This is a genomic window from Streptomyces sp. I05A-00742 (genome assembly GCF_013055795.1).
In the GTDB taxonomy this organism is placed as follows: Bacteria; Actinomycetota; Actinomycetes; order Streptomycetales; family Streptomycetaceae; genus Streptomyces.
The window spans coordinates 1-4836 of the sequence record NZ_JABETO010000084.1; the positions used below are offsets into that span (position 1 = coordinate 1).

Here is a 4836-nt window from a genome sequence, read left to right on the forward strand (position 1 = left end):
CCCCGACGTCGCGGCCCGCCCGCCGGCACCGACCACCCGCGGCCGCGCCGCCCCGGCCGGGCCCGTGCCGGACGAAGGCGGCCGAGGCCGGCGCGGCGATGGCACAGGCACGCCCCGGCCCCCGGACACCGGCGTACACCGCTCCGGCCCGTCGGCCTCGCCCGGCGCTGTTCCGCCCGCGACGGACCGCGTCAAAGCCACAGTTCGGGGCGGCAGTGCCACCGGCACACCCCAACGCCCGGACGACGTGGCCAGGCCGGCCGCGCGGACAGCCTCCGGCCACGGCACCCCGGCCGGGCCCGTGCCGGACGAGGGCGGGGATGCCGCACGGAAGCCCGCGCTCCCCGACGTCCGCGCGCCTCACGCGCCCCGGTCGGTCCCGCCCGGAGCGGCCACCGCGGCCCGGGGCGGCCTGCCCCCGGCGGGGCCGGAGGGAGGCGGGCGGCCATGAGAGCACTCGTAGCGCGCCTCGACAGCTTCGGTGACGTCCTGCTCGCCGGCCCGGCCGTGCGGGCCGTAGCCGCCGGTGCGGACCGGACGACGCTGCTGTGCGGTCCGCGCGGCGCGCCCGCGGCGCGGATGCTGCCGGGGGTGGACGAGGTGATGGTGTGGGACGCGCCGTGGGTGGGTTTCGAGCCGCCGGCGGTGGAGCGGGGGGATGTCGAGGGGTTTGTGGGGCGGATCGCCGCGGACCTTCCGGATGTGGCGCTCGTGCTCACCTCGTTCCATCAGAGCCCCCTTCCCCTGGCCCTGTTGCTGCGGATGGCGGGGGTGCGGCGCATCGCGGCGGACTGCGTGGACTACCCGGGGGCCCTGCTGGACGTGCGGCACCGCCGGGGGCCGCGCCGGCACGAGGTGGATGCCGCGCTCGACCTCGCCGGGGCGGCCGGGTTCCGGCTGCCGGAGGGGGACGACGGGAGGCTGGCCGTCCGTGGACTTCCGCCTCCGGTAGCGGAGTTGACGGAGCCGGGGTACGTCGTGGTGCATCCCGGCGCGGCCGTGCCCGCCCGGCGGTGGGGCGGCGACCGGTGCGCGGCGGCGGTGCGGGCACTGGCGCGGGCCGGGTACCGGGTGGTGGTCACCGGGGGCGGCGGGGAGCGTGAGCTGACCGCGTCGGTCGCGGGCGGTGCCGCCCTCGACCTGGGCGGCCGCACCGGGCCCGCCGAGCTGGCCGGGGTGCTGGCGCGGGCGGCCGCCGTCGTGGTCGGCAACACCGGGCCCGCGCACCTGGCCGCCGCCGTGGGGACGCCGGTGGTGTCGCTGTTCGCCCCGGTGGTGCCGGCGGAGCGCTGGGCGCCGTACGGGGTGCCGCACGTCCTCCTGGGGGACGAGCGGGCCGCGTGCGCGGGCAGCCGCGCCCGGGTCTGCCCGGTCCCCGGCCACCCGTGCCTGAACGGGGTGTCGCCGGAGGACGTGCTGGCGGCCGTCGAGAAGCTGACCGGGCGCACGCCCGGCCTGGACCCCTGCCAGGAACGGACGGAACGGACCGAGCGGACGGAGCGAACGCCATGAGGATCCTGCTGTGGCACGTGCACGGCTCGTGGACGACGGCGTTCGTCCGGGGCCCGCACACCTACCTGGTGCCGGTGACGCCGGACCGCGGACCGGACGGGCTCGGCCGCGCGGCCACCTTCGACTGGCCGGAGTCGGTCGTCGAGGTGCCCCCGGAGCGGCTCCGGGACACCGAGGTGGACCTGCTGGTCCTCCAGCGGCCGCACGAGCTCGAACTGGCGCGGGAGTGGCTGGGCCGCAGGCCCGGCGTCGACGTGCCCGCGGTCTACCTGGAGCACAACGCGCCGGGCGGGCCCGTACCGGACACCCGGCACCCGGCCGCGGACCGCCCGGAGCTGACGATCGTGCACGTCACCCACTTCAACCGGCTGATGTGGGACTGCGGCACGACGCCGACCGCGGTCGTCGAGCACGGCATCGTCGACCCGGGCCCGCTGTGGACGGGCCGGCTGGAACGGGCCGCCGTGGTCGTCAACGAGCCGCTGCGGCGCGGCCGGACGACCGGCACGGACCTGCTCCCGTACTTCTCGGAGGCCGCGCCGCTGGACGTCTTCGGCATGGGCACGGAGGGCATCGCCGCCCGTCTCGGCCTGCCGGAGGAGCGCTGCCGGGGGCGGGAGCTGGTCCAGAGCGCCCTGCACCACGCCCTGGCCGAGCGCCGGGTGTACCTGCACCCGGTGCGCTGGACGTCGCTGGGGCTGTCGCTGCTGGAGGCCATGCACCTGGGCATGCCCGTGGTGGCCCTGGCCACCACCGAGGCGTGCGAGGCGGTGCCGCCCGGCGCGGGGGTGCTCTCCAACCGCCCGGACGTCCTGCACGACGCCGTCCGCGGCTTCGTCGCCGAGCCGGAGCTGGCCCGCGAGACGGGCCGGGCGGCCCGGACGGCGGCGCTCGCCCGGTACGGGCTTCCCCGGTTCCTGGACGACTGGGACCGGTTGATCAAGGAGGTGACGCGATGAGGATCGCCATGGTGTCCGAGCACGCGAGTCCGCTCGCCGCGCTCGGCGGCCCCGACGCCGGCGGCCAGAACGTCTACGTGGCACGGCTGGCGGACCTGCTCGCCGGGCGCGGGCACGACGTGACCGTCTACACGCGGCGGGACGACGCGTCGCTGCCCGACCGGGTGCCGCTGCCGTCCGGGGCGGTGGTCGAGCACGTCCGCGCCGGCCCCGACCGGCCCGTCCCCAAGGACGGGCTCCTCCCCCACATGCCGCACTTCGGCGGGCACCTGGCCCGTGCCTGGCGGCACGACCGCCCGGACGTGGTGCACGCGCACTTCTGGATGTCCGGCATGGTGGCGCTGATGGGCACGCACGGGCTGGGGGTGCCCGTCGTCCAGACGTACCACGCGCTGGGCGCGGTGAAGCGCCGGCACCAGGGCGCGGCGGACACCAGCCCGCCCGAACGGCTGGACGTGGAGCGGACGATCGGCACATCGTGCGCCCAGGTGCTGGCCACCTGCTCCGACGAGGTGGACCAGCTGGCGCTGATGGGCATCGACCGCGAGCGCTGTGCGGTGGTGCCGTGCGGCGTGGACACCGAGCACTTCACCCCGCGCGGCAAGGTCGCGCTCACCCCGGCGCGCCGGGCCCGCCACCGGCTGCTGGTGATCGGCCGGCTCGTCCCCCGCAAGGGCGTCGACCTGGCCCTGAAGGCGCTCCAGCGCATCCCGGACGCCGAGTTGGTGGTGGCGGGCGGGCCGCCCGCCGACGGGCTCCTCAAGGACCCGGAGGCTAAGCGGCTGCTCGGTCTGGCCCGCCGGCTGCGGGTGGCCGACCGGACCGTCCTGCTCGGCTGCGTCCCGCACGAGGAGATGCCGGCGCTGATCCGCAGCGCCGACCTGGTGCTGTGCACGCCGGTCTACGAGCCGTTCGGCATCGTGCCGTTGGAGGCCATGGCCTGCGGTGTCCCCGTGGTGGCGACGGACGTGGGCGGGCACCGCGACACGGTGGTGCACGGCGGGACCGGGCTGCTGGTCCCGGAGGGCGGGCACGGCGAACTGGCCGACGCGGTCAACGGTCTGCTCGCCGCCCCCGGGCAGCTGGCGGCCTACGGCAGGAACGGGCGGTCGCGGGTGGTGACCCGCTTCGCCTGGGAAACGGTGGCGGAAGGCGTGGAGCAGGTGTACGAGCGGGTCGCCGAGCCCGCCCCCGTCCCCTCCGGAGGTGTGCGATGACCGTGACCCGTACCGTCCGGCCGCCGGACACCGCCGGCGGCGACCACTGCGGCCGGCTCCTCGACGCCCTGGAGCGGTTCCGCGCGGAGCAGGCCGCCGTCGCCGAGCGCTGGGGGGCGCGGCTGGCGGCCGCGCTCTCCGCGGGCGGCCGGCTGCTGGCCGCGGGCAACGGCGGCAGCGCCGCCCAGGCGCAGCACCTGACCGCCGAACTCGTCGGCCGCTACCGCGAGGACCGGGCGCCGTTCTCGGCGATCGCCCTGCACTCCGACACGTCCAGTTGCACGGCGATCGTCAACGACTACGGTCCCGACGAGCTGTTCGCCCGTCAGGTCCGGGCGCACGCCCGGCCGGGGGACGTACTGATCCTGCTGTCGACGAGCGGGGCCAGCCCCAATCTGCTGGCCGCCGCGGCGGCGGGCCGCGCGTCCGCCGCGCGGGTGTGGTCGCTGACCGGCCCGGCGCCGAACCCGCTGGCCGAGGCCGGCGACGAGACGCTGTGCGTGGCGGCCGGGACGACCGCGACCGTCCAGGAACTGCACCTGGTGGCGGTGCACATGATGTGTGCCGCCTTCGACGCGGCCCTGGTCCCGGGCGGGCCCTAGAGGCGGCCCCCGATGTCCTGGCCGCTGATGTCATCCGAGAGTTGGGAGCCCTCATGACCCCCCGGACCCCCCTGCTGGTCGTCGGCGACGCCCTGCTCGACCGCGACCTGGCCGGCACCGCGTACCGGCTCGCCCCCGACGCGCCCGTCCCCGTGCTGGACGACTGCGAGGAGCGGCTGCGGCCGGGCGGCGCGGCGCTGGCCGCGTACCTGGCGGCGCGGTCGGGCCGGGCCGTCACACTGGTGACGCCGCTGGGCACGGACCCGGCGAGCCGCCAGGTGCGGGCGCTGCTGGAACCGTGGGTGCGGCTGGTTCCGCTGCCGGTGGACGGTCCGCTTGCGGAGAAGACCCGGGTCATGGCGGGCGGGCGGCCCGTGGTCCGGCTGGACCGGGGCACCGGCCGCGCGGCCGGGACCACGGACCGGGCGCTGCGCGCCCTGGCCGAGGCGCCCGCGGTCCTGGTCGCCGACTACGCCCGGGGCACCGCCGAGGTGCTGGGCGACGCGCTCGCCGCGCGGGCCCCGGCGACGGCCCTGGTCTGGGACC

Annotated in this window: 4 protein-coding genes and 1 pseudogene; all 5 read left to right on the plus strand. The window is 77.6% G+C overall.

Annotation, left to right across the window (positions count from 1 at the left end):
* The first annotated feature begins 447 nt into the window (after window positions 1-447).
* Window positions 448-1512, plus strand: coding sequence for a glycosyltransferase family 9 protein (locus HN013_RS32065; protein ID WP_171172521.1), 1065 nt, complete (start codon window positions 448-450; stop codon window positions 1510-1512).
* Window positions 1509-2471, plus strand: a complete 963-nt coding sequence (locus HN013_RS32070; RefSeq protein WP_171172523.1) for a glycosyltransferase — start codon at window positions 1509-1511, stop codon at window positions 2469-2471. The genes HN013_RS32065 and HN013_RS32070 overlap by 4 nt, the downstream gene beginning before the upstream one ends.
* The gene (locus tag HN013_RS32075; protein ID WP_171172525.1) at window positions 2468-3688 is read left to right on the plus strand and encodes a glycosyltransferase; all 1221 of its coding nucleotides are present in this window, start codon (window positions 2468-2470) and stop codon (window positions 3686-3688) included. The genes HN013_RS32070 and HN013_RS32075 overlap by 4 nt, the downstream gene beginning before the upstream one ends.
* Complete coding sequence (locus tag HN013_RS32080) at window positions 3685-4290, plus strand: SIS domain-containing protein (RefSeq protein ID WP_171172527.1); 606 nt, start codon at window positions 3685-3687, stop codon at window positions 4288-4290. Before HN013_RS32075 ends, HN013_RS32080 begins: the two co-directional genes overlap by 4 nt.
* Before the next feature lie 53 nt (window positions 4291-4343).
* Window positions 4344-4836: pseudogene (locus tag HN013_RS32085) on the plus strand (D-beta-D-heptose 1-phosphate adenosyltransferase); the annotation flags it as partial.